The following is a 23705-nucleotide window of genomic DNA, read 5'->3' as shown; positions in this document are numbered from 1 at the left end:
GTGGGCAGGCGGTGCGGATACCCTGGGAGCGTGACGTTCCCGGTAGTCGGCATGGTCGGTGGCGGTCAGCTCGCCCGTATGACCCACGAGGCGGGCATCCCCCTCGGCATCAAGTTCAAGCTCCTCAGCGACACCGCTCAGGACTCCGCGGCCCAGGTGGCGGGTGAGGTCGTCGTAGGCGACTACCGCGACCTGGAGACGCTGCGGGCCTTCGCGCGTGGCTGTGACGTGATCACCTTCGATCACGAGCACGTGCCCACCGAGCATCTGCGGGCCCTGGAGGCGGACGGCATCCCCGTGCGCCCCGGCCCCGACGCCCTGGTGCACGCCCAGGACAAGGGGGTGATGCGCGCGAAGCTCACCGAGATCGGCGCGCCCTGCCCCCGCCACCGCATCGTGACGGACCCGGCCGACGTCGTGGCCTTCGCCGAGGAGGGCGGTGGCTTCCCGGTCGTCCTCAAGACCGTGCGCGGCGGCTACGACGGCAAGGGCGTCTGGGTGGTCCGCTCCGAGGCGGACGCAGCCGAGCCGTTTCGGGCCGGTGTCCCGGTGCTCGCGGAGGAGAAGGTCGACTTCGTACGGGAGCTGGCGGCCAACATCGTCCGCTCCCCGCACGGCCAGGCCGTGGCTTACCCGGTCGTCGAGTCCATCCAGGTCGACGGCGTCTGCGACACGGTCATCGCCCCGGCCCCGGAGCTGGACGAGGCACTGGCGGGCGAGGCCCAGCAGCTCGCGCTGCGCATCGCCTCCGAGCTGGGCGTCGTCGGGCACCTCGCGGTCGAGCTGTTCGAGACCCGTGACGGCCGCATCCTCGTCAACGAGCTGGCCATGCGCCCGCACAACTCCGGCCACTGGACCATGGACGGCGCGATCACGTCGCAGTTCGCCAACCACGTCCGGGCGGTCCTCGACCTCCCCCTCGGCGACCCGCGCCCCCGCGCCCCCTGGACGGTCATGTGCAACGTCCTCGGCGGCGACTACCCGGACATGTACCAGGGCTACCTGCACTGCATGGCGCGCGACCCGCAGCTCAAGATCCACATGTACGGAAAGGACGTGAAGCCCGGCCGCAAGGTCGGCCACGTCAACACCTACGGCGACGACCTGGCGGACGTGCGCGAGCGCGCCCGGCACGCGGCCGACTACCTGCGAGGAACGATCACCGAATGACTTCCCCCGCCTCCACCGCGCCGGTCGTCGGCATCGTCATGGGCTCGGACTCCGACTGGCCCGTGATGGAAGCGGCGGCCAAGGCCCTGGGCGAGTTCGGCATCCCGTACGAGGTCGACGTCGTGTCCGCCCACCGCATGCCCCGCGAGATGATCGCCTACGGCGAGAACGCGGCCGGCCGTGGCCTCAAGGCGATCATCGCGGGCGCGGGCGGCGCCGCCCACCTGCCCGGCATGCTCGCCTCCGTCACCCCGCTGCCCGTCATCGGCGTACCGGTCCCGCTGAAGTACCTGGACGGCATGGACAGCCTGATGTCCATCGTCCAGATGCCCGCCGGTATCCCCGTCGCCACGGTCTCCGTCGCCGGCGCGCGCAACGCCGGTCTGCTGGCCGTCCGCATCCTGGCCGCGGCCGACCCCGGGCTCCAGGACCGGATGACGGAATTCCTGGGCGACCTCAACGACCAGGCGACCGAGAAGGGCAAGCGGCTGCGCCAGAAGGCGGCGGGCGCGGAGTCCTTCGGCTTCGGGAAGTAGGCACCATGACGGACCGACTGGACCTGGCCCGGGAACTCCTCGCCGAGTACCCCGTGGTCGACGGCCACAACGACCTGCCGTGGGCGCTGCGCGAACAGGTCGGCTACGACCTGGCCGCACGCGACATCGCCACCGACCAGTCGGCCCATCTGCACACCGACATCCCCCGGCTCCGCGCCGGGGGCGTCGGTGCCCAGTTCTGGTCCGTCTACGTGCGCTCCGACCTCGCGGGCGACGCCGCCGTCAGCGCGACGCTGGAACAGATCGACGTCGTCGCCGAACTCCTGGAGCGCTACCCGGCCGACCTCCGGCGCGCCCTGACCGCCGACGACATGGAGGCCGCCCGCGCCGAGGGCCGGATCGCCTCCCTGATGGGTGCCGAGGGCGGCCACTCCATCGCGAACTCGCTGGGCACCCTGCGCGGACTGCACGCGCTGGGCGTCCGCTACATGACGCTCACGCACAACGACAACATCGCCTGGGCGGACTCCGCGACCGACGAGCCCGGCGTGGGCGGCCTCTCGCCGTTCGGCCACGAGGTCGTCCGCGAGATGAACCGCACCGGCATGCTGGTCGACCTCTCGCACGTCGCGGCGACGACCATGCGGGACGCGCTGGCCACCTCCGTCGCGCCGGTGATGTTCTCGCACTCCTCGTCGCGTGCCGTCTGCGACCACCCGCGCAACATCCCCGACGACGTGCTGGCGCAGCTCCCGGCCAACGGCGGCATCGCCATGGCCACCTTCGTGCCGAAGTTCGTCCTGCCGGAGGCCGTCGCCTGGACCCAGGCCGCCGACGAGAACCTGCGCGCCCACGGGCTGCACCACCTGGACACCACCGAGCGCGCGATGAAACTGCACGCCGCGTTCGAGGCGGCGAACCCGCGCCCGGCCGCCACCGTGGCCACCATCGCCGACCACCTCGACCACATGCGCGAGGTCGCGGGCGTCGACCACATCGGCATCGGCGGCGACTACGACGGCACCGCGTTCCTCCCGCAGGGCCTGGAGAGCGTCGCCGGCTACCCGAACCTGATCGCGGAGCTGCTCGGCCGGGGCTGGTCCGCCGCCGACCTGGCCAAGCTCACCTGGCAGAACGCCGTACGGGTGCTGCGCGACGCGGAGGACGTGGCGCGGGACCTGCGCGCCCGGCGCGGCCCGTCGCACGCCACGATCGAACAGCTGGACGCCCCGGCGGCCTGAGCCACCGGGGCGCCTTCGCAGCAGGCTTTCAACAGGCGCAGAGACAGAAGGGGTGCCCCGCCGGGTCCGCGTAGACCCGGAAGGTGCGCTCCCGGTCGTCCGCCTCCAGCACCGTCGCGCCCAGCGCCAGCACCTCCCGCTCCGCCGCGTCCAGATCGTCCACGGTCAGGTCCAGGTGGAACTGCTGAGAGGCGTCGGCGCTCGGCCACTTCGGCGGTACGAAGCCGGGCGCGGCCTGGAAGGCGAGCGGGGCGCCCGCACCCCCGTTCAGCTCCACCCAGTCCTCCTGCTGCTCGACCTTCCCGCCGATCAGCGCCGCGTAGAACTTCGCCAGGGCGACGGGATCGGGGCAGTCCAGGACGACGGCACCCACTGCGGCCAGAGCCATGTTGCTTCCTCCTCGGGCAGAGTACGGACAGGCCGTACCAGTGTGCGCCGGGATCAGGCCGTCGGGCGGCCCATCGCGCGGTAGGTCCAGCCGGCCTCGCGCCACGCGACCGGGTCGAGCGCGTTGCGCCCGTCGAGGATGATCCGGTGGCCCGCGACCGCGCCCAGCGCCTCCGCGTCCAGATCGCGGAACTCACGCCACTCCGTCAGGTGCAGCACGACGTCCGCGCCGCGCACCGCGTCGAGCGCGCTCTCCGCGTAACCGAGGGTGGGGAAGACGCGGCGGGCGTTCTCCATGCCCTTCGGGTCGAAGACGGTGACCTGGCCGCCCTGGAGGTGGATCTGGCCGGCCACGTTGAGCGCGGGCGAGTCGCGTACGTCGTCCGAGTCCGGCTTGAACGTGGCGCCGAGCACCGCGACCCGCTTGCCGAGGAAGGAGCCGCCGCCCACGGCCTCCCGGGCCAGCTCGACCATGTGGCCCCGGCGGCGCATGTTGATCGAGTCGACCTCGCGCAGGAAGGTCAGCGCCTGGTCGACGCCCAGCTCGCCGGCGCGGGCCATGAACGCCCGGATGTCCTTGGGCAGGCAGCCGCCGCCGAAGCCGATGCCGGCCCGCAGGAACTTCTTGCCGATGCGCTCGTCGTGGCCGATCGCCTCGGCCAGTTTCGCCACGTCGCCGCCGGCGGCCTCGCAGATCTCGGCCATCGCGTTGATGAAGGAGATCTTGGTGGCCAGGAAGGAGTTGGCGGCCGTCTTCACCAGTTCGGCGGTCGGGTAGTCCGTCACGACGAACGGGGAGCCCTCGGCGACCGGGACGGCGTACACCTCGCGCAGCACCTTCTCGGCCCGCTCGCTCGTCACGCCGACGACGATCCGGTCCGGGTGCAGGGTGTCGTCCACCGCGAAGCCCTCGCGCAGGAACTCCGGATTCCAGGCCAGCTCCGCGTCGGCGCCCGCGGGGGCCAGCTCCGCGAGGCGGGCGGCGAGGCGGGCGGCGGAGCCGACGGGCACGGTGGACTTGCCGACGACCAGGGCGGGGCGGGTGAGGAGCGGCGCCAGCGAGTCGAAGGCGCTCTCGACGTACGACATGTCACAGGCGTACTCGCCGTGCTTCTGCGGAGTGTTGGTGCAGACGAAGTGCACGTCGCCGAAGTCCGCCACCTCCTCCCAGGAGGTGGTGAACCGCAGCCGCCCGGTGGCCCCCTCGATGCCCGCGACGTGCCGCTGGAGCATCTCCTCCAGGCCCGGCTCGTACATCGGGACCCGGCCCGCCGACAGCATCTCGATCTTCTCCGGCACGACGTCGAGGCCCAGTACCTCGAAGCCGAGCTCGGCCATGGCCGCGGCGTGTGTGGCGCCCAGATAGCCGGTGCCGATCACGGTGATCCTGAGGGCCATGAAGTGCTCCTGTGAGATGCGGACAGAGATGCGGTGCACGAGCATAGTCCCGCCCGCGAAACCTCCTATTTCCGGCTGTCGCGCAGCTCACGGCCCGAGCGCGTATGCCGGGGGAGGGTCGAACACCTAAAATTGGGTTACTTAACGGTAGTTAGCACCCTGGGGAGTGAGCGTCTTGGCGGGTTCGACCGATTTCGACCTGTACCGTCCGGCTGAGGAGCACGAGATGCTCCGTGAGACGGTGCGTGCGCTCGCCGAGGCGAAGATCGCCCCGTTCGCGGCCGCGGTCGACGAGGAGGCCCGCTTCCCGCAGGAGGCGCTGGACGCCCTCACCGCCGCCGATCTGCACGCCGTCCACGTACCGGAGGAGTACGGCGGCGCCGGGGCCGACGCGCTCGCCACGGTCATCGTGATCGAGGAGGTGGCCCGCGCCTGCGTGTCCTCCTCCCTGATCCCGGCCGTCAACAAGCTCGGTTCGCTCCCGGTGATCCTCTCCGGCTCCGAGGCCCTCAAGAAGAAGTACCTGGGCCCGCTGGCCAAGGGCGAGGGCATGTTCTCGTACGCCCTCTCCGAGCCGGACGCCGGTTCCGACGCGGCGGGCATGAAGACGCGCGCCGTGCGCGACGGCGACTTCTGGGTCCTCAACGGCGTGAAGCGCTGGATCACCAACGCGGGCGTCTCCGAGTACTACACGGTCATGGCCGTCACCGACCCGGAGAAGCGCTCCAAGGGCATCTCGGCCTTCGTCGTGGAGAAGTCCGACGAGGGCGTCTCCTTCGGCGCACCCGAGAAGAAGCTCGGCATCAAGGGCTCCCCGACCCGCGAGGTCTACTTCGACAACGTCCGCATCCCCGCCGACCGCATGATCGGCGAGGAGGGCACCGGCTTCGCCACCGCGATGAAGACCCTGGACCACACCCGCATCACCATCGCGGCCCAGGCCCTCGGCGTCGCCCAGGGCGCGCTGGACTACGCCAAGGGCTACGTCCAGGAGCGCAAGCAGTTCGGGAAGCCGATCGCGGACTTCCAGGGCGTCCAGTTCATGCTCGCCGACATGGCCATGAAGCTGGAGGCCGCCCGTCAGCTGACGTACTCGGCCGCCGCCAAGTCCGAGCGCGTCGACGGCGACCTCACGTTCTTCGGCGCCGCCGCCAAGTGCTTCGCCTCCGACGTCGCGATGGAGATCACCACGGACGCGGTCCAGCTCCTCGGCGGCTACGGCTACACGCGGGACTACCCGGTGGAGCGGATGATGCGCGACGCCAAGATCACCCAGATCTACGAGGGCACGAACCAGGTCCAGCGCATCGTGATGGCGCGCAACCTGCCGTAGCGGGACGTTTTACTGGCGCACAGCCCCCGGCCGCGATGCCGGGGGCTGTCGCATGCCTGCGGTGATCAACTCCGCGTGACGCCGTTGCTAGGCTGCGGGCGTTGGCCGGTGCATCACAGTGGGGGAGCGGGCCGATGGACGTGACGGATGTTTTCGAGCCGCTTCAGGCGACCGACCCGGCCGAGGTGGCCGGCTACCGGCTCGCCGCCCGGCTCGGCGCGGGCGGCATGGGCCGGGTCTACCTCTCGCACACCGGGGGCGGCCGGGCCGTGGCCATCAAGGTCGTACGCCCGGAGCTGGCGGACGACCCGGACTTCCGTGGGCGGTTCGGCCGCGAGGTCCGGGCGGCCCGGCGGGTGCGCGGGGCTTACACGGCCGAGCTGATCGACGCCGACGCCGAGGCCGCGACGCCCTGGCTGGCCACGCTGTACGTCCCCGGCCCCTCCCTCACCCAGGCCGTGGCCCGGCAGGGCCCGTTGCCGGTCCCCGCCCTGCTGTGGCTGATGGCGGGAATGGCCGAGGCGCTCCAGGCCATCCACGCCGAGGGCATCGTGCACCGCGACCTGAAGCCGTCCAACGTGCTGCTCGCCTCCGACGGGCCCCGCGTGATCGACTTCGGCATCGCGCTGGCCACCGACGGAACCTCGTACACCACGACCGGGCATCCGATCGGCACCCCGGCGTACATGGCCCCCGAGCAGGCCTCCGGGGAGGGGGCGACGGCGGCGAGCGACGTCTTCGCCCTCGCCCAGACGGCGGCGTACGCGGCGCTGGGCAAGCCGCTCTACGGGGACGGCCCGGGCGTCTACGTGCTGTACCGCATCATTCACTCCGAGCCCGACCTGACCCTGCTGCCCGAGTCCCTGCGCCCGCTGTTCGCCCGCTGCCTGGCCGTCGACCCGGCCGAGCGGCCCACCCCCGCGGAGATCGTGGAGTGGTGCCGCCGGCGTCTGGGCGCGGAGTCCGGGGCGGACGGGGCGCCCGCCGTGTGGCGGGAGATCGGCGGTCCGGAAGTCGCGGTTCCGGCCCCGGTGCCCGAGTCCACCCCGGTGCGGTCGGACCCCTGGGCGGCGCCTCCGCCCGCACCGGTCGACCGCGGGGTACGCAGGCGTCGCGTCGCGCTGGTGTCGGCCGTCGGTGTGGTGAGCGCGCTGCTGGTCCTCGGCCTGGCCTGGCGTGCGATGGGGCCGATGGGCGGGGGAGAGCACCGGGCCGACGCGGGTGCGTCGGCATCGGTCACTCCGTCGTCCGGGGTGCGCAAGAACAAGCCGGAGCCGGAGGGATCCGCCTCGGCGGACAAGGTCGCCGACCCGCTGACCGAGCCGAGCACGTCACCCACGCCCCGGGAGCCGAAGGCGGAGCCGTACGCCTTGGTCACGGTGGACGCGAAGCGCTCACTGAATCTCTCGGATCCGCGTAAGAAGCTGGATGGCCGCACGGGCGACATCCGCTTCAGCTGCGAGTCGGCCGGTTGTGAACTGAAGAGCGACACGGCCGTCTTCATGCCGATGTCCGGAAAGCCGGGCGCCACGCTCGACGAGTGCCGCCTGTTTCTTCCGCACAGTAAGATCCACAACCTTCCGCTGGCCGCCTCGGCGAACGGGAGCGAGATATGCGTCATGAATGCCTCGGGGGACATCGCGTTGTTCGTGATCGCGACGAAGTCGACCGCGATACCGGAACTCGCCTTCCTCATGGGCGACCTGACGGTCTGGCGCAACGCGGCCTAGCGTTCCCTACGCCTCGCCCTTGCGCCGCACCATCTCCCCGATCCACAGCGGCGCGTACGGCGATGTGCAGCCCTTCGGCGTCGGGTAGTCCTTGAGCACACCCAGCCGCTCCCCGATGTCCAGCGCGCGGGAGCGGTGTTCCGGGTGTTCGATGCCGATCTGGGCGAGGCAGGTGTTCATGGCCCACTGGAGGCGGTCGGGGGCGCTCTGCATCCCGGCCTCAATGACGTCGAGCAGCGCGTCCAGGTCGAGCCCGTCGGGCCGCTTCACGACCCGGTCGGCGGTCAGCGCCCATCCGGCGCTCGCGACGACCGGATCGGCGTCCTCCGTCCAGGCGAGGCGCAGCTCCTCCGCGTGCGGGCTCTTCTTCACCACGTAGCCCACGAGCCAGTCGTGCACCTTGGGCGCCCGCGCCTCGCGCAGCATGCGGTCCAGCTCGTCCCTCGTGTACGCCTTCGGCCGGCAGACCAGCAACGCGACGAGCCGCGCGGCGGTGTCGTCGGTCCCCCACAGCTCGACGGCCAGCTCCTGCCGCTTCCCCAGCCGCTTGGCCAGGGCGCGCAGCTTGGTGAGGTTCACCCCGTGGTCGTCCCCGTGCCGAGCGTTGACGGCACGGGCCTTGGGGTCGTCGAGGGCGGCGAGCTCCGCGAGGACGTCGGCGACGGTTGCTTCTGTCATGAGGCGCGGAAGACCTCCTCGGCGGAGGAGGCTGTCGCGGCGCGCTGAAGCCACCGGTGCAGGAGCTGGGGATCGGTACAGGTGGTGATCTTCGCGCGGTCCGCGTCGGTGAGGGCGATGCCACGTACACCGAGAAGCAGCAGGAGACCTTCGGCCCGGCCTTCCGCTCTGCCCTCGTCCCGGATCTCCTCCGACATGGCGGACTTGTAGAAAGAGGTGTCCACGGCCACCAGGTTCCTCCACTGTTGTGCGACCGGACGACTGCCCAGGCCCTGAGCGGTGAGTTCGACGATGGGGTCGGTGATGTTCTCGGGCGCGTCCCGCAGTGCTGCGGAGAGCGTTTTCAGTATGGCACCGACGTCGGGATTGTCGGCATGTGTGATGGCCGCGAGAGGTCGGTGGGCAGGACGGTGGCTGAGACGGGCGGTGGAATGTCGACACCGAGTACCTCCGACACCCGGGAGAACAGCCCCGGGTACTCCTGGAAGATGCGGTGCATCGCCTCGTGGGGCGAGCTGACCATGCGGGTCCGATCGGTAGTTCGGATGTTTCAGGACTCACGGCAGTCGCGGCAGGGGCCCGGTTCCGGGGCGCGGAAGGCTCGGTTGCAGTCGTCGCAGTTCTGGAGGGGGATGACCGTGGGCGGCGCGGCCGGGGCCGGGAGCGGGGGCGGCAGGAGGGCCGTGATCCGGTGGCGGAGGAGGCGCGCCGGGTGGGCGAGGGGCGCCGGGAGGTCCGTGGTGAGGGCCCGGCGGATGGCCTCGGGGTGCGCGTCGCGTTCGAGCCAGGCGGCGACCCCCGGTGCGAGGGCGGTGATGTCCGCCTCGGAGAGCGTCAACACGGGCGCGTGGCGGCGGAGGTCCGCGAGGAGCAGGGCGGCGGTCCGGTGGAGGCCGGTGGGCCGGGGGAGCGGCTTCGGGGCGGGGTGCTGCTGCCGGGGCGGGGGTGCTGGTGCGGCGGGCGGCGGAGTCGTGGCGCGCGGCGCGGCGTACGGCTTCGGGGGCGCCGGGAGCGCGGCGTACGGCCGGTTGTGCGACTCCGTGCGCGTGCGTACGCGGCCGTCCCGCAGGCGTACGCGGATGCGGCGGAGGTAGCCCGCCGCCTCCAACTCGCGCAGCGCGGCGGCGATCCGCATCTCGCTCTCCGGGAAGCGCGCGGCGAGTACCTTGACGCCGACCTTCGCGCCCTCGGGCAGTGACTGGATGTGGACGGCCAGCCCGATCGCGAGGAGGGAGAGCGCGCCGTGCTGGGCGAGGTGGTTGCCGATGACCGTGAAGCCGGACGTGTGGCGGGAGTTGACGTGGATGACACCGGAGGTCGGTGTGACGTCGGGAGGAGAGCCGGGGGAACCGGGCGGAGCGCACGGGGGCGCGATAGCCTGCTGGGCAGTCATCGGGAAGCTCACTTCTTCCTCGGTGGTCAGGCCCCGTCCGGGATTCGCTGTCCCGGTCGGGGCCGACTCGTGTCTGGGGTTGGTGCCGCGAGCATATGCCCGACAACCGACCCCAAATCCAGCTCAGTTGGCATTTGTCACCCGCGCGAGTGATTGGCGTTCGGACGGGGTTCGGGTGGGTTGGGTTGGGTTCTTTCCCGAGGTTCCTTCAAAGCATGTGACGTCGTGGCGCACCGCGACGCGGGCCTCCGCGACCTGGCGCACCGGGTCGCGGAAACCCGCGACCCGGTGGACGGATGAACGCCAACGACGAGACAGGCAGAATGGAGTGGCAGCGGGAACCCGAACCATTGCTGGAGGTTGGAGACATGCGAACCCGAAGTGATTTCCACCTCGCCCACGCCCCCCACGCGGCCCGACCCGCATGACGGACCCCCACCTGCCCACCACCGAGGCCGCCGTCACCGCCGTACGGGAAGTCGCACGGGCGTACAACCTGGAGGTGACGGTCACCGACGACATCGGGGCCGACCGGACCTCCCGGCGGGAGTCAGCGGGGGCGTTCGCCGTGGTGGACGCGGACGGGTCGCTGCCGCACGAGGCGTTCATCGAGCTGGGCGGGGTCCCGGCCGTCGCCGTGCAGGTGTTCCCGGAGGACGACGCCCGGATCACCGTCGACGGGGTGGTGTTCGACGACGTGCCCCGGGACTCGGTGCCCGCGTTCCTGCGGTCCGTGTACGGCGGGATGGCCTATGTGAAGGGCCGGCTCTTCCCGCCGGGGCAGTGGCTCGTCGTGCCGTTGCCGGGGGACGAGACGTACAAGGAGCTGGTGCCGCGCGCCATGCTCAGCCCCTGGCTGTCCCGGAACTTCCGCAGTGCCTGAGGACATAGCGCGGCTCGCCCGGCTCTTCGACGCGCTCGGGGCCGAGGACGCCGAGGGGTGGGCCGAGTCCGAGGCCGAGGAGGGGCTGCCGCAGCTCGCCCGGTTCCGGTTCCTGCGGATGGTGTGGCAGGACATCGACGCCTGGAGCACCACCGCCTCCGAGTGGGTCGCCGCCTATCGCCGAGCGGGCGCGGCCGGTGGTGCCGTCGAGCGCGCCGTGAGCCTCGGGCTCACCGCCGACGAGCTGGGCGAGATCGCCCGCGAGGTGGCCAGGGAGACCGTGTTCGCCCTGCTCCAGGGGCTGGGCGACCCGGAACGCGGCGACGAACCGGACGAGGTGGCGGGGCGGCTGCCCGGGTGGGCCCTCGCAGAGCTGTCCGCGCGCGGCGAACCCACCGGGCGCGCCCTCGGCGCCCTGCACGAGGACCTGAACGAGACGGAACCGCAGACCCCGACCGTACGTACCTCCAACGGGGCGGAACCGCAGACCCCGACGAGCCGTGCCTGAACGAGACGGAACCGCAGACCCCGACCAGCCCTACCGGAGGAGACACCGGATGACCGCGTTCGACGTGATGGAGCGGCGCATGTGGGGCGGGCGGGCCGACGCCTACGCCCGCACCGCCGCCCGGCTCTGCGTCCACACCGTGCCCGCCCTGCTGGACGCCGCGGGAGTCGCGGCCGGGACCCGCCTGCTCGACGTGGGGTGCGGCAGCGGCAACGTGACGGCCGCCGCCCTCGCACGCGGCGCGGCCGTCCGGGCCGTGGATGCCGAGCCCGGCATGGTCGAGGCGACCCGGCGGGCGGCGCCCGGGGCCGAGGTGCGCTCCGGGGTGCTGCCCCAGCTGCCGTACGCCGACGGGGAGTTCGACGCGGTCGTCGCCAACTTCGTGGTCAACCACGTCGGCCGCCCCCTGGAGGCCCTGGTCGAGATGCGCCGGGTCACCCGCCCCGGGGGCACGATCGCGGTCACCATCTGGCAGCTGCCGGGCGCTCCGGGCCAGACGCTGGCCGGCCGCGCCGCCCAGGCCGCCGGGCTCACCCGGCCGGGCTGGATGGCCACGGTGGACGAGGAACACGACTTCGCGCGCACCCCGGACGGCCTCACCGCGCTGCTCACCGCCGCCGGCCTCCGAGACGTACGGAGCACCACGCACACCTGGGACCACCGCGTGGCCCCGGACGACTGGTGGGCGGGCCCCGCCGCCGGAATCGGCGCGACCGGCACCCTGCTCGCCGGCGCCGGCCCGGAGGGCGTGGCGGCGGCCAAGCGCGAGTACGACGCGCTGTGCCGCGAATTCCTCGCGGAGGACGGGCTGCTGTCGCTGCCGCACGCGGCGGTGCTGGCTCAGGGCAGGGTGTAGAAGGTACCCGGCTGCCAGAGCGGCGGGTCTGCGACGACGCTATCCAGCCGGGCGCCCGCGAGCAGGCAGTCCAGGGCCCAGCGGTTCGCGGAGTGCGCGATCACGAGCACCTGGCCCCCGTCCCACTCGGCCGCCAGGTCCCGCAGGAACGCGGCCGTCGCCTCGACCACGTCCCGGTAGCTCTGGCCGCCGCCGGGCCACGGGCGGTCGATGTGGCGGGTGCGCAGGGGGTGCAGGACGGCGGTCGGGGCGCCGTTCAGCTCCCCGTAGTCGCATTCCCGCAGCCGCGCGTCCTGTCGGAGGACCGGGGTCCCCGTGCCCGCGAACGCGATGCGGGCCGTCTCCACGGCGCGGGCCAGGTCCGAGGTGTAGACGGCGTCGAGCCCGGTGCCGCGCCGCCGGTCGCCCAGTTCGGCGGCCTGGCGGCGCCCGGTCGGGGAGAGCCGCCCCGGCAGCCATCCCGTGGCGATGCCCGCCTCGTTGTCGGTGGTCGTGGCGTGCGACTCGTACACGATCCGGACAGGCATGGCGGCTCCGCAGCAGGGGAGGAGGCGCGGGGACGCGCCCTCTCAGTTCTCCGTGACCGTGACCTTCTCGTCGTTCTTCAGCTGCTCGACCAGCTGCTTCACCTTCGCCTTGTCCCAGGCGAGGTTGGAGCCCACATTGCCCGCGATCGGGATGTTCATCGACGTGCCGTCGCCGCCGGTGACGCCCTTCATCGCGAAGAACATCTTGCCGAGCGACCAGAGCGACATGTCCTTGTCCACGATCAGCGTGTCCAGGCCCGCGCCCATCGTCGGGTACAGCTTGAACGGGTTGGCGATCGTGGAGAAGGTCGCCGTCTGGCTGGCCAGGGCCGCGAGGAACTTCTGCTGGTTCTTCGTACGGTCCAGGTCCGAGGTGAAGGCGTGGCGGGTGCGGACGAAGGCCAGGGCCTGCTGGCCGTCGAGGGTCTGCTTGCCCGCCGGGAAGTCGGCGCCCGACCACTTGTCCTTGAACGCCTTCGGGATGTCCAGCTCGACCCCGCCGATCGCGTCCACGATCTTGGCGAAGCCGCCGAAGCCGATCTCGACGTAGTGGTCGATGTGCAGACCGGTGTTGAACTCGACCGTACGGACCAGCAGTTCAGGTCCGTCCGTGGCGTACGCGGCGTTCAGCTTCGTCGTCTTGCCCGTGGCCGGGTACTTCTTGCCCGACTCGGAGCCGATGAACGACGGGATCTCGACGTTCGAGTCACGCGGCAGCGAGACCAGCGTCGGGCCGTTGTCACCGGTGTGCAGGATCATCATCGAGTCGGTCCGCTTGCCGTCGGCCGAGCCCGTGTGGAGCCGCTTCTTGTCCTCGGACGTCATGCCCTCGCGGCTGTCCGAGCCCACGATCAGGTAGTTCGTCCCCTTGCCCGCCTCCGGCCGCTCGATGACCTTCGACAGGTCGACGGCGCGGTTCAGCTTGGAGTCGGCCCAGAAGTACGTGCCCACGGAGACGGCGAGCAGCGCGACGACCAGGACCAGCGCGCCGATCCTGATCCGGCGGCCCCAGTTGGGAGCGGGGCGGGGACGGCCCTGGGCGGGGCCCCGGTCGCCGCCGCCGTGACCCGCGCCACGGCCGCCGTGCCCGCCGCCGTACACCTGGCCGGTGTTGTAACCGCTGTCGTACTGCGGGTTACCGTCGTCGTAGCCCGAGGGCTGCTGCGGCACCGGGCGCTGCCTCGGCGGCGCGGGGCGCTGCGGCGGCGGGGCCGGGCGGCGCTGGACGTGCGGCATCGAGCGGGCGCTCTCGGGCCGCTCGCTCGCGCTGCCCTGCCCGTAGCGGTTGCCGCTGCGGTTGTCGTCGGTCCAGCCGTCGGGCCAATCGTTCATACGGACCAGTGTGCAGTCCGGGGACGCCCCTCTTACAGGGTGGGAGGAAAATCGCACCGGGGCTGTTGCGAAGCTGATGCAATGCGACGGCGTTCCGGCCCCCGCATAAGGTGGACGGCATGACAGATCAGGCTCCGCGCCCGGAGAGCGACATTCCGGCCAAGCCCACCGCGGCCTCCCGGACCACCCTCAGCCACATCATGACCGGCAGCGACACCAATCTGCTGGGGACCGTGCACGGCGGCGTGATCATGAAGCTGGTGGACGACGCTGCGGGCGCGGTGGCAGGCCGGCACTCCGGCGGCCCCGCCGTCACGGCCTCGATGGACGAGATGGTCTTCCTGGAGCCGGTCCGCGTCGGCGACCTCGTGCACGTACGCGCCCAGGTCAACTGGACCGGCCGCTCCTCCATGGAGGTCGGCGTCCGGGTCATGGCCGAGCGCTGGAACGAGTCGACGCCCGCGACCCAGGTCGGCAGCGCGTACCTGGTGTTCGCCGCGGTCGACGCGGACGGCCGGCCCCGCCCCGTACCGCAGGTGGTCCCGGAGACGGAGCGCGACAAGCGGCGCTACCAGGAGGCCCAGATCCGCCGCACGCACCGCCTGGCGCGGCGCCGCGCGATCAGGGAGCTGCGCGAGAAGCGGCTGGCCGACGGCATCGAGGACTGAGGGCGCGGGCTGACCGAGGGGCGCGGGGTCCACCCCTGACCGGTTCCGTCCTCAAGCGCCGGACGGGCTGGGTTCGCCCGGTGACGTCAAGCGCCGGACGGGCTGGGATCGCCCGGCCGCCTCACGGGCACACCACCTCGTCCCCCTTCACCGCCCCGAACCTCCCCGGCTCCGGCTCCTCCGCGTGGACCCGCTCGACCTTGCTGTAGTCCTCGCCCGCCGTCACCCGCATCGTCGCCCCCTGCCCCGGCACCGGCCGCAGCTCCGCCCCCGGCAGCGCCGCCGCCAGGGTCTTCGCGGACCGGTCCCAGCGCGGGTCGAACGTGATCAGGGTGTGCTTCAGATCGTGCTGCGGTGCGGTGAGCGGGGCCCGGGTCGTGTCGAAGCCGGTGGCGTGCAGCGCGTCGTCGACCTTGGAGCCCAGGCCGTCCTTCGCGGTGCCGTTGTAGACCTGGACGCGGATCTGCCGCGGCGGCACGTCCACCTTCTTCGCGGGGGCCTTCTCGGCGGGCCGGGCGGTGGTCAGGGGTTTGTCCTCGCGCAGCGCGGTGAACAGCTGCTTCGACTTCACCGGGTCCCACTTCACCGTGGAACCGATGCCCTTGACCTGGTACGCCACATCCCCCATCGGCACCGAGGCGAATTCGGACGACGCGGGGGAGAAGCCCCGCATCGCCTGGCCGAGGGAGAGCATCTGCTCCGTGTCGAAGCCCCGGTCGGCCCGGACGGACTTCAGCATCGTCGAGGCGACCTCGCGGAACTTCACCGGGTTCAGCAGCACCCCGCTGCTCGTCGCCTGCTTGATCAGCGCGGCCATGAACCTCTGCTGGCGCTGCATCCGGCCCAGATCGGCGGCCCCGTCGATGTGCCGGGAACGCACGTACTGGAGCGCCTGGCCGCCGTCGAGCGTGTGGGTGCCGGGCGCGAGGTCCAGTCCGGTGTAGGAGTCCTTCAGCGGGCGGGCCGTGCAGATCTTCACACCGCCGAGGGTGTCGACCGTGGTCATGAAGCTGGTGAAGTCGACCTCCAGATAGTGGTCGATCTTGACGCCGGTCATGTGCTCCACGGTGCTCACGGTGAGGCCCGGCCCGCCCTCCGCGTACGCCGCGTTCAGCTTCACCGGGTGCGCCGCGTGCTCCTCGCCGGTCGTACGGTCCCGGTGGGCGGGGATCTCCGCGTAACTGTCGCGCGGCAGGCTCACGACGCTGGCGCGCTCCTCGTCGGACGACAGGTGCACGAGCATGATCGTGTCCGTGCAGTGGCAGGGCTCACCGCCCAGCCGGTACTTCCGCTTCTCGTCCTTGCCGATCTTCTCGCGGCCGTCGGTGCCGACCAGCAGCAGATTCATGCCGCGTCCGCCCGCGGGCCGGTTCTTCATGTCCTTGAAGGGGTCGACGCGGTCGATCCCGCTCTCCAGGTTCGTCACGACCGCGTGCCCGATCCCGCCCGCCCCTAGCACCAGGACCGAGAGCCCGGTCGCCACCCGCATGCCCCAGCGCGGCCGCTCGTCCCGCCTTCTCGGCCGCCGGCGCCGCGCGGGCGCGGGGCGGGGCCGTGCGGGACGGGGGGAGCGGTGCGGCGTGGACACGGGGGGACACCTCCGCGGTGCGAGGGGGACCGTTCAGACGGTAGGCCCATACGATCCTCATCCCGGGAGGCCGCCCGGGCGGCGCGCGCCGCTGTCCCCCATTCGCGGTAACGTGGCGGCCGAATACCGCCTGGTGGGGTACGAGCCCCCGGCGCCCCCGAGGACCACCCGAGGACCACATGTCTGCCGCGCAGCCTCCCGCCGTCTCCGTGATCATGCCGGTGCTCAACGAGGAGCGCCATCTCCGTAACTCCGTACGCCACATCCTGGAGCAGGAGTACGCGGGCGAGATGGAGGTCGTGATCGCGCTCGGCCCGTCCACGGACCGTACGGACGAGATCGCCGCCGAGCTGGTCGCGGAGGACCCCCGCGTCCACACCGTGCCGAACCCCACCGGACGCACCCCGGCCGCCCTCAACGCCGCGATCAAGGCGTCGAGCCACCCGATAGTCGTCCGCGTCGACGGCCACGGCATGCTCTCGCCGAACTACATCGCGACCGCCGTCCGGCTCCTGGAGGAGACGGGTGCGCAGAACGTCGGCGGGATCATGCACGCCGAGGGCGAGAACGCCTGGGAGGACGCCGTCGCGGCGGCCATGACCTCGAAGATCGGCGTCGGCAACGCCGCCTTCCACACCGGCGGCCAGGCGGGCCCCGCCGAGACCGTCTACCTGGGCGTGTTCCGCCGGGAGGCGCTGGAGAAGGCCGACGGGTACAACGTCGAGTTCATCCGCGCCCAGGACTGGGAGCTGAACTTCCGCATCCGCGAATCCGGCGGCCTGATCTGGTTCTCGCCCGAGCTGCGCGTCCAGTACCGCCCGCGCCCCTCCGTCCGGGCGCTCGCCAAGCAGTACAAGGACTACGGCCGCTGGCGCCACGTCGTCGCCCGCTACCACTCCGGCTCCATCAACCTGCGCTACCTGGCGCCCCCGACCGCCGTCGTCGCCATCGCGGCCGGCCTCGTGGTGGGCGCGGCGGTCACCCCGTGGGCGCTGATCGTCCCCGGCGGGTACGTCGCGGCGATCGTCGCGGGCTCCCTCCCGGCCGGCAAGGGCCTGTCGCTGAAGGCCCGCGCGCAGATCCCGGTCGCGCTCGCGACCATGCACATGTCCTGGGGCTACGGCTTCCTGACGAGCCCCCGCTCGCTGGCGAAGAAGGTCATCGCCAGCCGTCGCCCGGCCATCGCCGAACCGGGCGCGCCGGTGGCCTGACCTGCGCGGACAGACAACGAGAGGGGGCGCCCGGCCGGACCGGGCGCCCCCTCTCGCGTACCGTCCGTCAGCTCTTTCCGTCCCACTTGTAGACGGAGTAGATGTCCATGCACTGGTCCTTGTCCGCGGCGTTGATGTCGTCCGCGCCGTCCGGAAGGTCACCCGCCTCGGCCTTCGGGGCCTTGTACGCCGTGCCCTCGCGCCAGTCCGCACCGACGACGACGGTCAGCCCGCCGGCCTGCGGGTCGGCCTTGACCGAGGTCGTCGGGAGCCCCAGCGCCGTGGCCACGGACAGCGCGTCCGACTTGCCCTGGTCGCCGTCCTCCTTCGCGTACCGCACCACCGTGTCCTTGAGCGGCTCGGGGTTCTGCGAGGTCTCGGCGGCGGCGAAGCCCTTGCCGTGCAGGATGTCGGCGACCTCGGTGGCCCGCCCGTCCTTGGGCGCCTGGCCGACGCCCGTGCCGTTCACCACCGAGATGCCGAGGGTCGCCGGATCCGCCGCCGGAGGCCCGGAAGGGGGCGCGGAGGGCTTCTTCTTCTCCTTGCCGTTCTTGTCGAACGCGACGTCCTCACGGAGCAGACGCCACAGGGCGTCCGCCGACTTCTCGACGGGAACGAGCTTGTTCCGGTCCTGGGACCACTCGGCCGTCGGCATCGTCGCCATGGTGATGCGGTCGATCGGCACGCTCTTGAGCTGCATCGACAGGTCGTAGAGCTTCTTGACCGAACGGATCTCGTCGGAGACCTGGAGGGCGTTGGTGGCCGTCTCCGCGAGGTTCATCAGCCGGCCCGCGTCCGACCAGAGGTTCTGCTTCTTGAGTGTGCGCAGCATGGAGTTCATGTACATGTGCTGCGCCTTGGCACGGTTCTGGTCATTGCCGAAGGCGTGCCGGGTACGCAGCCACTGAAGCGCCTGCTTGCCCTGCACCGTGTTCTTCCCCGCCGGCAGCTTGAGACCGGAGCCGCCGGGAACGAGGCGGGTGGGCTTGTCCCACACACCCGTTTTCACGCAGACCTCCACACCGCCGATCGCGTCCGCCATCGCCACCACGCCCGCGAAGTCGAGCATGATCCAGTGGTCGATGTAGACGCCGGTCAGCTTCTCCCAGGTGGTCAGCGTGCAGCCGGGGCCACCGCGCTGGAGGGACTCGTTGATCGGCCTGTTGTCCGTCGCGGGGTAGGTCTGACCGGTCTCGGAGTCCGTGCACTCGGGGATCGGGAGGATCGTGTCGCGCGGGATGCTGACCAGTGAGGAGTTCTTCCGGTCCGCCGAGATGTGCAACAGCATCTGCACGTCGGCCCGGGGCTTGTCCCCGACCGTGTCCTTGCTGCCGCCGAGTTTCACGTTCTCCGCGCTGTTCCGGCTGTCCGAGCCGATCAGCAGGACGTTGAGCGGGGTGTCGCCCTGGGCGTTCGGCGCGGCCTTCTTCACACCGCTCTCGCCGCCGCTGCGAGCGCTGCTGCGGATGTTGTTGTTGAGGTGCTGGTAGTAGAGGTATCCGGCGGTGGCGGTGCCCAGGACGAGCACCGCCAGGGATATGGCCATCCACTTGAACACACGGCTTTTCCGGGACTTCTTCGCCGCCCGTTTGCGCGACTTGCCGCGCCGGTGGCTCGCCCGGCCGCCGTCGGCGTCGCCCGGCCCGGCGTCACCGGGACGCGCGCCGTCACGGTCGCCGACGCCCTCGTCCCCGCCCTTCCGGCGGGAGTGCGTCCGCGACCGCGTCCCCTCCCCCGACGTGCTGCTCCGTCCCACCAGGACCCCCCTGCTGCTCAGACTCTTATGGTGCGGTGACGTGGTGTCACTTGGAGCACCCCGCGGATTCGGCGCTGGACTTCGGAATGTCGATCTTCTTCGGCGCCGTGATCGGCGTACCGGCCGCCTGGAAGTCCTTGCCCAGCGTCAGCACCATCGCCTGGAGCCCCTCGGCGTCCGTGGTGCCCGGCTTCATCGCCGAGCCGGGCAGGCCCATCATCTCGGCGAGGGCACGGGCCTGGTCCGCCTGGTTCGGGGCGTACTCCAGCGTCGTCTTGGCGATCTTCTCGGGCGCGTTGGCCTTGTTCGTGGACTTCAGGACGCCCTTGGTGTTCTGCAGCCAGGTGACCGTCTGCTGAGCACCGCCGGGGACCTCGCCGCCGTTGTACACATCGACGCGGACGTCGGCGGGTGCGGCCTTGGTTCCCTTGAGGAGCGCGTCCTGCTTGCTCTTCGCCTTCTTCTTCTGCGCGGCCACCTCGGTGAGCGAGGTGTCGTCGCGCAGCATCGAGAACAGCTGCTCCGCCTGCGTCGGGTGCGGGACGACCGTGACGGGCTTGGGCTCGTCGGGGTTGTCGATCACCGGCATGGTGACGAACGTGATGTTCTTCGTGTCCGTCTTGGTGATCTCCTTGGCGAGCGTGCTGAGCTTCTTCACGTCGCCGATGGCCTTGTCGACCGTCAGGGCCTTGGTCGCGGCGTCCGCCACCTTGAACAGCTTCGTCGGGCTGGTCAGCGTGTCGTCCGACTTGGCCTGCTTGATCATCGAGCCCATGAACTGCTGCTGGCCCTTGATCCGGTCGAGGTCGCTCTCGTTGGAGTAGGCGTGCCGGGTCCGTACGAACGCCAGCGCGTCCTCGCCCTGGACCTTGTTCGGTCCGGCGGGCAGCTTGAGGTGGGACTTCGGGTCGTCGATGGCGTGGTCGAGGCAGATGTTGACGCCGCCGACCGCCGTGGACAGGGTCTTCACCGCGTTGAAGTCGACCATCATGAAGTGGTCGATCTTCACCCCGGTCAGCTCCGTGACCGTCTTCATCGTGCAGCCGGGGTCGCGGCCGGCCTCGCCGAGGCTCCGGTTGAAGCGGACGTGCTGGATGCCCGCGATGTTCTTCTTCGAGCCGTCCTCCTGCACGGAGGTGCAGTCCGGGATGTCGGTGATGAGGTCGCGCGGGATGCTCATCGCCGTGGCGTTGGTGCGGTCCTCGGAGACGTGGAAGAGGATGTTCGTGTCCGCGTGGCCGACGCTGCCCTTGTCGCCGTAGCCCTCGTTGCCCTTGCCGGTGCGCTTGTCCGTACCGATGATCAATATGTTGATCGGGGCGTTGGCGGTGACGACGTCCTTGTTGCCGGCGTCGCCGATGTCCACGGTGTTGATGTTGCCGTTGAGGCGCTGGTAGAGCCAGTAGCCGCCGGCCGAGACACCCACGAGCACGAACGCCATCGCGCCGCCCGTCCACAGCAGCGCCTTCTTCTTGCGCGACTTGGGGGCCTTGCGCTTACGGCGCCCGGGACCGTCGTCGCCGGGCGCGGGGCGCTGCTGGCCGCGCGGACCGTTCGCCGACCGGCGGCCGCCCTGGCGCGGCACCTCGGTGGCGCGCCGCGCGGAGTCACCTGCGGGGGCACGGCGAGGGGTGCTCGACGGGCCGCGCTGCGCCGGCGGGGCGGAGGACCGGGGGATGTTCCCTCCGGAGTGGTTCAGTCGCAGTTCGTAATCGCCGGTGTCCGGGTTGAGAACCCACTGGTCTGCGGGATCCATGTCTTCCGCCCGCCCACGGCTTTGCGCATCCACGGTTGCTCAAGTCCTCCGTCGGTGCCACGCGAGGCGCCTCCCCCGAAAAAGGCGCTCAGTTTTTCTCTCCAGAAGTGCGCGGCCCAACGGCCGGTAGCACCGGATCGCGTCACACTATCCGTCTCATTCGGCGTCCAGCGACGCGCGTGACACATTCCACGGCCCTTACAACCGGGCATTCTTCCCATTGCGCGCGGAATGTTGGCATCTGCTTGGCCATTGCTTTACTGCTTGCACAGGTCGGTCGCGGCATTGTTCCCCGAATACGTGGGTGTGGGCGACGGCCCCGAGGCGTCGGCCGAGTCCGGATTCTTGTCGTCGCCCTTGAGCTTGTCGGCGGGCACCACGGCGACCGGCTTGTCGTCGCGGAGCTGCTTGAACAGCTTGTTCGCGGCGGGCTGCACCAGTTCGTCCCGGTTCCTGTTCAGGTGGTACGGCTGCCGGGGCACCGTCAGGAACTGCACCTTCTCGGTGGGGACGTCACGCATGCCCCGCACCAGGTCGTAGAGGTCCTTCAGGCTGTCCAGGCCCGGGTCGGTGGTCAGCGCCTTCGTGGCCGCGTCGAGCACCGGGTAGAGCCGCGTCGGGTTGAGCAGGACGCCGTTGCTCTGCACCTTGTTCACCAGCGCCCCCAGGAACTGCTGCTGGCGGTCCATGCGGTCGGTGTCGCTCCCGTTGCCCAGCGACTTCCTGGCCCGTACGTAGCCGAGCGCCTGCTCCCCGTTGAGCTTGTGGCGGCCCGCCGTGAGCTTGAGATGGGCGTCCTTGTCGTCGACCGGCTCCTTGAGGCAGATCTCCACGCCGTTCACCGCCTCGACCATGTCCTTGAAGCCGTTGAAGTCGATGACCATGTGGTGGTCGATGCGGATGCCCGTCATCTTCTCGACGGTCCGGATGGTGCAGGCGGTCCCGCCCATCTCGAAGGCCCAGTTGAACTGCGCGAACTGCGCCCTCGTGGCGGTCTTGTCGGCCTTGTGGCAGGCCGGGATGTTCACCATCAGGTCGCGCGGGATCGACATCGCGGTCGCGCTCTTCCGGTCCGCCGCCAGGTGCAGCAGGATCGTCGTGTCCGAGCGCTGGCTGCCGCCGTCGTCGCGGCCGTACTTGCGGTTGTCGCCGGCCCGGCTGTCCGAGCCGATCAGCAGGATGTTCTCCGCGTCGTGCACGACGGAGACCGGCCGTTCCTTCTCGTACGCCTTCAGCTCGGCCGCCGCCGAGGTGTCCGTCCGGATGTTGCCGTCCAGCTTCTTGTACAGCCACCAGCCGACGCCCGCCGCGACGAGCACGACGAACGAGGCACCGAGCGCGGTCCAGCGCAGCCAGTGGCGCTTGCGCCTGACGGTGATGTCGAGGCCCCCGCCTTCCGGCGGCCCCTCAGGGGCAGGCCCGGGACCGCTGCCGGACCCGCTGCGGGTCTCACCGCCGGGGGCGCCCGCCGCGCCGGGCGTGCGCTCCTCACCGGAGCTGTCCGCCGCGCCCGGCTCGCTCTCCTTGCCGGGCGGTGGTGCGTCCGGTGTCCGGTCCTCGCCCGCGGCCGAGTCGTCGGGATCGCCCGGAGTGCCGGCGCTTTCGGTCACGTCTGCGTCCATCCTTCACGTTCGGCGGCGCGCTGGGCCGCCGGTCGCAGAAGTAGACGGCTGAACCTCACGCTTGGTTGTGCCTCGGCTGGTCTGTACGGCAGATCATGTACCGGAGTTGAGCGCCGACACGGGGGACTCGGCCCACGATGGGCCGGACGGGTGCCCCCCTCGTGCCTCTTGTCATACCGGTCCCGGCCGCTGTCACACCGTCACCGTGACCCGCTCGCTCTCCACCCGCTGCGCCAGGGCTTCCGCGCCCAGCCGGTCGAGATGGCGGCACAGGACCACGGAGCCCCCGGTGGCGAGCGGCGCGTAGAGCCCGGCGGCGAGCCCGTCCCAGGTGTCGTACGTACGCCCCGTCAGCAGCCGTGAACCGGCACCCAGGCCCAGCGCCGCCCCGTCCTCGCGGCCCCGCGCCACCAGCTCCGCCGCCGTGAACGAGGCCCCGCCCACCGTCAGCGCCGGCGCGTCCGGGTCCACCGGGGCGAACGGCGCGAACCGGTCGCCCTGGCCCGGCACCTCCACCGCGTAGTCCGCGAAACCCTCGGGCGCCTGGGGGAACCGCCCGCCCAACGGGCGCAGCGCCAGGGCGATCCGCTCGCCCCGGCAGGCCCGCGCCGCGTCCAGCGTGTCCGGGCCGGAGACGACCAGGTCGGCGGCGGCCGGGTCGCCCCCCACCTCGGCGACCACGCCGACCGAGGCGCACGCCAGCAGCCAGACCGCGGACTGCCAGTGCGCGGGGAGCAGCACCGCGAGCCGGTCGCCGGGCTCGGCCGCCAGATCGCCCTGGAGCAGGTTGGCCGTCTTGGCCACCCAGTTCGCGAAGGTGGCCACCGACAGCTCGACGCGTTCCCCGGTGGCGTCGTCGTAGAAGGTGACCAGAGGGCGGGCCGGGTCCGCGGCGAGCGCGGAACGCAGCAGGTCGGCAGGGGTGCGGTCGCTGGCGTTCATGGGCGGAAGCGTACGCGGCCGGGCCGGCGGGCGGCGGGCCCGGCGACAGCCGCGTACACCGGCCGGCCGGCCGCGCAACCGATTGCCGGGGAGCGCGTCTCTACAAAGAACCGGGGCCTTCAGAACGCCGTCGTCCCCGCAAGGCCGTTGAGCCCCGCCGTCGGGTGGCGTCCCCTGCGGCTGCATACACTGGCCAGCCGTAACACGCCCGGCCCCAGCAGGAAGCGAA

The 23705-nt window shown here is 71.4% G+C and carries 21 protein-coding genes and 1 pseudogene; 10 read left to right on the top strand and 12 right to left on the bottom strand.

The window, feature by feature from the left end:
* Positions 1-30: 30 nt before the first annotated feature.
* From ACZ6C6_RS20720 to ACZ6C6_RS20710, 3 genes are read left to right on the top strand one after another with little or no spacing between them, the layout of a single operon-like run.
* Positions 31-1170 carry a 5-(carboxyamino)imidazole ribonucleotide synthase gene (locus ACZ6C6_RS20720; protein WP_469204741.1) on the top strand — a complete coding sequence of 380 codons (1140 nt, stop codon included), beginning with the start codon at positions 31-33 and terminating at the stop codon, positions 1168-1170.
* Complete coding sequence (purE, locus tag ACZ6C6_RS20715; protein ID WP_469204740.1) at positions 1167-1706, top strand: 5-(carboxyamino)imidazole ribonucleotide mutase; 540 nt, start codon at positions 1167-1169, stop codon at positions 1704-1706. Before ACZ6C6_RS20720 ends, purE begins: the two co-directional genes overlap by 4 nt.
* 5 nt (positions 1707-1711) lie before the next feature.
* Positions 1712-2908, top strand: coding sequence for a dipeptidase (locus ACZ6C6_RS20710; RefSeq protein ID WP_469204739.1), 1197 nt, complete (start codon positions 1712-1714; stop codon positions 2906-2908).
* A gap of 28 nt (positions 2909-2936) precedes the next feature.
* On the opposite strand, the gene ACZ6C6_RS20705 is transcribed toward ACZ6C6_RS20710, so the two are convergent.
* The gene (locus ACZ6C6_RS20705) at positions 2937-3296 is read right to left on the bottom strand and encodes a VOC family protein (RefSeq protein WP_469204738.1); all 360 of its coding nucleotides are present in this window, start codon (positions 3294-3296) and stop codon (positions 2937-2939) included.
* A gap of 53 nt (positions 3297-3349) precedes the next feature.
* A complete protein-coding gene (locus ACZ6C6_RS20700; protein WP_469204737.1) occupies positions 3350-4693 on the bottom strand; it encodes a UDP-glucose dehydrogenase family protein in 1344 nt (447 codons plus the stop codon).
* A gap of 175 nt (positions 4694-4868) precedes the next feature.
* Between ACZ6C6_RS20700 and ACZ6C6_RS20695 the strand changes: the two genes are divergently transcribed.
* Together ACZ6C6_RS20695 and ACZ6C6_RS20690 are read left to right on the top strand one after the other, a co-directional pair.
* The gene (locus ACZ6C6_RS20695) at positions 4869-6026 is read left to right on the top strand and encodes an acyl-CoA dehydrogenase family protein (RefSeq protein WP_469204736.1); all 1158 of its coding nucleotides are present in this window, start codon (positions 4869-4871) and stop codon (positions 6024-6026) included.
* Positions 6027-6160: 134 nt separating this feature from the next.
* Positions 6161-7756 carry a serine/threonine-protein kinase gene (locus ACZ6C6_RS20690; protein WP_469204735.1) on the top strand — a complete coding sequence of 532 codons (1596 nt, stop codon included), beginning with the start codon at positions 6161-6163 and terminating at the stop codon, positions 7754-7756.
* 6 nt (positions 7757-7762) lie between these two features.
* On the opposite strand, the gene ACZ6C6_RS20685 is transcribed toward ACZ6C6_RS20690, so the two are convergent.
* The 3 genes and pseudogenes from ACZ6C6_RS20685 to ACZ6C6_RS20675 form a co-directional block, all read right to left on the bottom strand.
* Entirely contained in the window at positions 7763-8434 is a 672-nt protein-coding gene (locus tag ACZ6C6_RS20685; RefSeq protein ID WP_469204734.1) for a DNA alkylation repair protein, read from the bottom strand.
* Positions 8431-8957 (bottom strand): annotated as a pseudogene (locus tag ACZ6C6_RS20680) (hypothetical protein). The gene ACZ6C6_RS20685 and the pseudogene ACZ6C6_RS20680 overlap by 4 nt, the downstream one beginning before the upstream one ends.
* 27 nt (positions 8958-8984) lie before the next feature.
* Entirely contained in the window at positions 8985-9827 is an 843-nt protein-coding gene (locus tag ACZ6C6_RS20675; RefSeq protein ID WP_469204733.1) for a helix-turn-helix domain-containing protein, read from the bottom strand.
* 424 nt (positions 9828-10251) lie between these two features.
* On the opposite strand from ACZ6C6_RS20675, the gene ACZ6C6_RS20670 reads away from it, so the two are divergent.
* Genes ACZ6C6_RS20670 through ACZ6C6_RS20660 form a run of 3 tightly spaced genes read left to right on the top strand, consistent with a single transcriptional unit; the run spans position 10252 to position 12074 of the window.
* Complete coding sequence (locus ACZ6C6_RS20670) at positions 10252-10710, top strand: hypothetical protein (protein ID WP_469204732.1); 459 nt, start codon at positions 10252-10254, stop codon at positions 10708-10710.
* The gene (locus ACZ6C6_RS20665) at positions 10703-11218 is read left to right on the top strand and encodes a hypothetical protein (RefSeq protein ID WP_469204731.1); all 516 of its coding nucleotides are present in this window, start codon (positions 10703-10705) and stop codon (positions 11216-11218) included. The genes ACZ6C6_RS20670 and ACZ6C6_RS20665 overlap by 8 nt, the downstream gene beginning before the upstream one ends.
* 49 nt (positions 11219-11267) lie before the next feature.
* Positions 11268-12074, top strand: a complete 807-nt coding sequence (locus ACZ6C6_RS20660; RefSeq protein ID WP_469204730.1) for a class I SAM-dependent methyltransferase — start codon at positions 11268-11270, stop codon at positions 12072-12074.
* Here the strand turns inward: ACZ6C6_RS20660 and ACZ6C6_RS20655 are convergent.
* Both ACZ6C6_RS20655 and ACZ6C6_RS20650 read right to left on the bottom strand, forming a co-directional pair.
* Positions 12059-12601 (bottom strand): histidine phosphatase family protein, encoded by a 543-nt coding sequence (locus ACZ6C6_RS20655; RefSeq protein ID WP_469204729.1) that lies wholly within the window; start codon positions 12599-12601, stop codon positions 12059-12061. The genes ACZ6C6_RS20660 and ACZ6C6_RS20655 overlap by 16 nt on opposite strands.
* Before the next feature lie 42 nt (positions 12602-12643).
* Entirely contained in the window at positions 12644-13933 is a 1290-nt protein-coding gene (locus tag ACZ6C6_RS20650; RefSeq protein ID WP_469204728.1) for an LCP family protein, read from the bottom strand.
* A gap of 119 nt (positions 13934-14052) precedes the next feature.
* Between ACZ6C6_RS20650 and ACZ6C6_RS20645 the strand changes: the two genes are divergently transcribed.
* A complete protein-coding gene (locus ACZ6C6_RS20645) occupies positions 14053-14601 on the top strand; it encodes an acyl-CoA thioesterase (protein ID WP_136318017.1) in 549 nt (182 codons plus the stop codon).
* Between the two features lie 121 nt (positions 14602-14722).
* On the opposite strand, the gene ACZ6C6_RS20640 is transcribed toward ACZ6C6_RS20645, so the two are convergent.
* A complete protein-coding gene (locus tag ACZ6C6_RS20640) occupies positions 14723-16189 on the bottom strand; it encodes an LCP family protein (RefSeq protein ID WP_469204727.1) in 1467 nt (488 codons plus the stop codon).
* Between the two features lie 179 nt (positions 16190-16368).
* Between ACZ6C6_RS20640 and ACZ6C6_RS20635 the strand changes: the two genes are divergently transcribed.
* Positions 16369-17400, top strand: a complete 1032-nt coding sequence (locus tag ACZ6C6_RS20635; RefSeq protein WP_469204726.1) for a glycosyltransferase family 2 protein — start codon at positions 16369-16371, stop codon at positions 17398-17400.
* A 67-nt stretch (positions 17401-17467) separates the two neighbouring features.
* Here the strand turns inward: ACZ6C6_RS20635 and ACZ6C6_RS20630 are convergent, their stop codons facing one another.
* From ACZ6C6_RS20630 to ACZ6C6_RS20615, 4 genes are all read right to left on the bottom strand, one after another.
* Positions 17468-18946, bottom strand: a complete 1479-nt coding sequence (locus ACZ6C6_RS20630) for an LCP family protein (protein ID WP_469205014.1) — start codon at positions 18944-18946, stop codon at positions 17468-17470.
* A 256-nt stretch (positions 18947-19202) separates the two neighbouring features.
* Positions 19203-20912: an LCP family protein gene (locus ACZ6C6_RS20625; RefSeq protein WP_469204725.1), complete on the bottom strand. Its 1710-nt coding sequence runs from the start codon at positions 20910-20912 to the stop codon at positions 19203-19205.
* Positions 20913-21169: 257 nt separating this feature from the next.
* Positions 21170-22522, bottom strand: coding sequence for an LCP family protein (locus ACZ6C6_RS20620; RefSeq protein ID WP_469204724.1), 1353 nt, complete (start codon positions 22520-22522; stop codon positions 21170-21172).
* Positions 22523-22726: 204 nt separating this feature from the next.
* Positions 22727-23476 carry a TIGR03089 family protein gene (locus ACZ6C6_RS20615; RefSeq protein WP_469204723.1) on the bottom strand — a complete coding sequence of 250 codons (750 nt, stop codon included), beginning with the start codon at positions 23474-23476 and terminating at the stop codon, positions 22727-22729.
* Between the last annotated feature and the right edge of the window lie 229 nt (positions 23477-23705).

Source organism: Streptomyces sp. NPDC041814 (assembly GCF_055590565.1).
Note: the sequence above shows the minus strand (reverse complement) of the source record. Positions and strands in the feature narration are given on the sequence as shown.

Excerpts from the sequence above, each read along its gene's own strand:
- purE (WP_469204740.1), top strand. The coding sequence starts at position 1,167 with ATGACTTCCCCCGCCTCCACCGCGCCGGTCGTCGGCATCGTCATGGGC.
- ACZ6C6_RS20710 (WP_469204739.1), top strand. The coding sequence starts at position 1,712 with ATGACGGACCGACTGGACCTGGCCCGGGAACTCCTCGCCGAGTACCCC.
- ACZ6C6_RS20705 (WP_469204738.1), bottom strand. The coding sequence starts at position 3,296 with ATGGCTCTGGCCGCAGTGGGTGCCGTCGTCCTGGACTGCCCCGATCCC.
- ACZ6C6_RS20700 (WP_469204737.1), bottom strand. The coding sequence starts at position 4,693 with ATGGCCCTCAGGATCACCGTGATCGGCACCGGCTATCTGGGCGCCACA.
- ACZ6C6_RS20690 (WP_469204735.1), top strand. The coding sequence starts at position 6,161 with ATGGACGTGACGGATGTTTTCGAGCCGCTTCAGGCGACCGACCCGGCC.
- ACZ6C6_RS20685 (WP_469204734.1), bottom strand. The coding sequence starts at position 8,434 with ATGACAGAAGCAACCGTCGCCGACGTCCTCGCGGAGCTCGCCGCCCTC.
- ACZ6C6_RS20675 (WP_469204733.1), bottom strand. The coding sequence starts at position 9,827 with ATGACTGCCCAGCAGGCTATCGCGCCCCCGTGCGCTCCGCCCGGTTCC.
- ACZ6C6_RS20670 (WP_469204732.1), top strand. The coding sequence starts at position 10,252 with ATGACGGACCCCCACCTGCCCACCACCGAGGCCGCCGTCACCGCCGTA.
- ACZ6C6_RS20660 (WP_469204730.1), top strand. The coding sequence starts at position 11,268 with ATGACCGCGTTCGACGTGATGGAGCGGCGCATGTGGGGCGGGCGGGCC.
- ACZ6C6_RS20655 (WP_469204729.1), bottom strand. The coding sequence starts at position 12,601 with ATGCCTGTCCGGATCGTGTACGAGTCGCACGCCACGACCACCGACAAC.
- ACZ6C6_RS20650 (WP_469204728.1), bottom strand. The coding sequence starts at position 13,933 with ATGAACGATTGGCCCGACGGCTGGACCGACGACAACCGCAGCGGCAAC.
- ACZ6C6_RS20645 (WP_136318017.1), top strand. The coding sequence starts at position 14,053 with ATGACAGATCAGGCTCCGCGCCCGGAGAGCGACATTCCGGCCAAGCCC.
- ACZ6C6_RS20635 (WP_469204726.1), top strand. The coding sequence starts at position 16,369 with ATGTCTGCCGCGCAGCCTCCCGCCGTCTCCGTGATCATGCCGGTGCTC.
- ACZ6C6_RS20630 (WP_469205014.1), bottom strand. The coding sequence starts at position 18,946 with ATGGCCATATCCCTGGCGGTGCTCGTCCTGGGCACCGCCACCGCCGGA.
- ACZ6C6_RS20625 (WP_469204725.1), bottom strand. The coding sequence starts at position 20,912 with ATGGATCCCGCAGACCAGTGGGTTCTCAACCCGGACACCGGCGATTAC.
- ACZ6C6_RS20615 (WP_469204723.1), bottom strand. The coding sequence starts at position 23,476 with ATGAACGCCAGCGACCGCACCCCTGCCGACCTGCTGCGTTCCGCGCTC.